We start from the raw sequence: 3,445 nt of genomic DNA, 5'->3' as shown, positions 1-3,445 counted from the left end.
TCCGCGTTGTGTTCAGTGTCGCGGCGGCCACCGAGATCTACGCGGTCGGGGGAGCGCAGGCCGTGGCTGCGCTCGCCTACGGCACCGAGTCCATCGAGCCGGTGTGCAAGATCACCGGGCCCGGCAACGCGTACGTGGCCGCCGCCAAGAAGATCGTCTCGGGCGACGTGGGCATCGATATGATCGCAGGCCCCTCCGAGGTCTGCGTCGTCGCCGACGAGACGGCAGAGCCCGCGCTCGTCGCCATCGATCTCATGGCCCAGGCCGAACACGATCCGCTCGCGAGCTGCTATCTCGTGACCTTCTCCGAAGCGTACGCCGATGCGGTCGAGGCGGCGGTCGAGAAGCACCTGGCGTCGTCGACCCGCGCCGAGATCACCACGGCATCGCTTGCCGACCAGGGCCTCATCGTCGTGTGCCCCGACATCCCGAGCGCGATGGAAGCGGTCAACGTGATCGCGCCCGAGCACCTCGAGATCCACATGGACCATGCGTTCGACCTGCTCGGCATGATCCGCAACGCGGGAGCCATCTTCCTGGGCGCTTGGACGCCCGAAGCCGTGGGCGATTACGTCGCGGGGCCGAACCACACGCTGCCGACGGGCGGAACCGCCCGCTACGCCTCGCCTCTCTCGGTCGACGAGTTCGTAAAGAAGTCGAGCGTCATCCAGTACTCTTCCGCCGCGCTCGCCAACGACGCATCGGCGGTGATGACCATCGCCGAGCACGAGGGGCTGTGGGCGCATGCGAAGAGCGTCGAACTCAGGTGCAACCTCATGAGGACCGGAAACCTGTACGGAATCGAAGATGCCGATGAATAACGTCAGACCGTCGTGCGAGCGCATCGCGCCGCTCGTGCCCTACGATCCGAAGTACCTTCCCGCCGAAGCGTACCTCTCGGCCAACGAGAACCCGCAGGACGTGCCCGAGGAGGTGCGCCGCGAGATCAACCGGCGGCTCAAGGCCATGAGCTTCAACCGCTATCCCGATCCGCTGGCCAACGGTTTGCGCGACAGGATCGCCGAGGCGAACGGGCTCGAACGCGAATGCGTGCTTTTGGGCAACGGGGGAGACGAGCTCTTGTTCAACATCGCGCTCGCCTGGGGCGGCCCCGGCCGCACGTTTCTGAACCTCCCGCCGACATTCTCGGTGTACGAGCAGAACGCGCGTTTGACGGGCACCGAAATCGTGAACATCCCGCGCCGTGACGACTATTCGATCGACGAGGAGGCGGTACTCGCGCGTGTGGCCGAAGGCGGCATCGACTACCTTATCGTTGCGAGCCCGAACAATCCCACCGGCAAGCTTGCCAGCGAAGAGTTCCTGCTCGCGCTCCTCGACGCCACCGACGCGCTCGTGATGGTGGACGAGGCGTACTTCGAGTTCTCCCGCATGACCATGCGGCCCTACCTTGCCCGCCACAAGAACCTCGTCATCCTGCGCACGTTCTCCAAGGCCTTCAGCCTCGCGGGCGTGCGGCTCGGCTACATCCTCGGCGATCCGGCCATCGTCACCGAGTTCATCAAGGTGCGCCAACCCTACTCGGTCGATGCCGTTTCTCAGATCATCGCCGAAACCGTGTACGAGAACCGCGCGAGCTTCGAGCGCGGGATCGTCTCGATCATCGAGGAGCGCGCTCGCCTCATCGAGCAGCTGCGCAAGCTCCCCGAGGTCAAGGCGTATCCGTCGGACGCGAACTACATCCTGTTCAGGGCGGAAGGCGCCGGCGAGGTATGGCGGGCGCTCTACGATCGCGGCATACTCGTACGCGACTTCTCGGCTGCGGAGCACCTGGCCGACTGCCTTCGCGTCACGGTGGGATCGCCCGAAGAAAACGAGCGGTTCTTAACCGCATTGAAAGAGGTTCTGATAGAAAGGCGGAAGGCATGACCGATCGCATCGCCTCCCTTACGCGCACCACCAAGGAAACCGATATCGCGCTTACGCTGAACCTCGACGGGACGGGTGTGACCGACATCGAGACGGGTGTGCCGTTCTTCGATCACATGCTCGATGCCTTCGGTCGCCACGGTCTGTTCGATTTGACCGTGCGGGCTCAAGGAGATATCGAGGTCGACGCGCACCACACCGTGGAGGACGTGGGAATCGTGCTCGGCCAGGCGTTCGCGCAGGCAATCGGCGACAAGCGGGGTATCGTGCGGTTCGGCTCGAGCTACGTACCCATGGACGAGGCGCTCGTGTTGGCCGCCTGCGATATATCGGGGCGCGGTCAGCTCCACTACGCGGTGGACCTGCCGATCGAGATCATCGGCACGTTCGACACGACGCTCGCCAAGGAGTTCATGATCGCGCTCGCCACGAACGCGGGCGTGACGCTGCACATCCGCAGCGTCACGGGCGAGAACGCGCACCACATCGTCGAGGCCGCCTTCAAGGCGAGCGGCCGGACTCTCTGCGATGCGACGCGCATCAACCCGCGCATCGCGGGTGTACTCCCCTCGACGAAGGGCTCGCTGTGATNTCCCGCCGAGATCGCGCGCGCCGATGCCATCGTACTGCCCGGCGTGGGCGCCTTCGCCGACGCCGCATCGACCATGCACCGTATGGGGCAGACGGCGGCCCTGCGCGAGCGCATCGCAGCGGGCGTGCCGTTTCTGGGGATATGCTTGGGGCTCCACCTCATGTTCGAAGAGGGAACCGAAGGCACCGATTTCGAGGACGACGAGGCTGACAACGCGCACGGGCTTTCCGTGCTGCCAGGCGTGGTGGGCGCCCTTCCGCGCACCGACGAGCAGGGGATAAGCTACAAGGTGCCCCACGTCGGCTGGAATTCGATCGAGTACGACGACGCCGAACCGAAAGCGCTGCTTGCGGGCATACCCTCGGGCGAGCACTTCTACTTCACCCACAGCTTCATCGCGCCGGATACCCCTTGCACGGTGGCGACCACCACGCATTCGGTGTCGTTCCCGAGCGTGGTCGCCTACCGCGAAACCGCGTTCGGCGTGCAGTTCCACCCCGAGAAGAGTTCCGATGCGGGAATGGCTCTGCTCCGCAACTTCGTCAGTATCGTACAGCACTCGAAAGGCGTGTGATCCCATGTATCTGCTTCCCGCGATCGATATACTCGACGGTCGCGCAGTGCGCCTTGCGAAGGGCGACTACGCAAAGGTGACCGTGTACAACGACGATCCTGCCGATCAGGCGCAACGCTTCGAGGAGGCGGGTGCGACGTGGCTGCACGTGGTCGATCTCGACGGGGCAAAATCGGGCGTCCCCGAAAACATCGCCATCATCGAGCGCATTCTGAGAAAGACGCTGCTCAAGGTGGAGGTGGGCGGCGGCATCCGTTCGCTCGAAACGATCGAGCGGCTCTACGAGGCGGGCGTTTCCCGCGTGGTTCTCGGCACGAGTTTGGTGGCCGATCCCGCATTCGCCGAGGCGGCCGTCGCCCGCTACCAGGGCACGCTTGCGGCCGGCATCG

Annotated in this window: 5 protein-coding genes; all 5 read left to right on the top strand. The window is 64.8% G+C overall.

All coding sequences use genetic code 11. From position 1 onward, the window contains the following. Positions 1-821, top strand: an 821-nt coding sequence (hisD, locus tag C1722_RS06855) for a histidinol dehydrogenase (RefSeq protein ID WP_102378577.1), incomplete at its 5' end; no start/stop codon positions are given. Then, positions 814-1,890, top strand: a complete 1,077-nt coding sequence (gene hisC / locus C1722_RS06850) for a histidinol-phosphate transaminase (RefSeq protein ID WP_102378576.1) — start codon at positions 814-816, stop codon at positions 1,888-1,890. The genes hisD and hisC, both read left to right, overlap by 8 nt. After that, a complete protein-coding gene (gene hisB / locus C1722_RS06845) occupies positions 1,887-2,480 on the top strand; it encodes an imidazoleglycerol-phosphate dehydratase HisB (protein ID WP_102378575.1) in 594 nt (197 codons plus the stop codon). The genes hisC and hisB overlap by 4 nt, the downstream gene beginning before the upstream one ends. A 45-nt stretch (positions 2,481-2,525) precedes the next feature. After that, on the top strand, positions 2,526-3,056 hold the full coding sequence (gene hisH, locus C1722_RS06840; RefSeq protein ID WP_244902474.1) for an imidazole glycerol phosphate synthase subunit HisH: 531 nt from the start codon (positions 2,526-2,528) through the stop codon (positions 3,054-3,056). 4 nt (positions 3,057-3,060) lie between these two features. Then, on the top strand, positions 3,061-3,445 hold a 385-nt coding region (locus tag C1722_RS06835; protein ID WP_244902473.1), incomplete at its 3' end, for a HisA/HisF-related TIM barrel protein.

The organism is Raoultibacter timonensis (assembly GCF_900240215.1).
In the GTDB taxonomy this organism is placed as follows: Bacteria; Actinomycetota; Coriobacteriia; order Coriobacteriales; family Eggerthellaceae; genus Raoultibacter; species Raoultibacter timonensis.
This window is presented reverse-complemented; position numbering and strand designations above follow the sequence as displayed.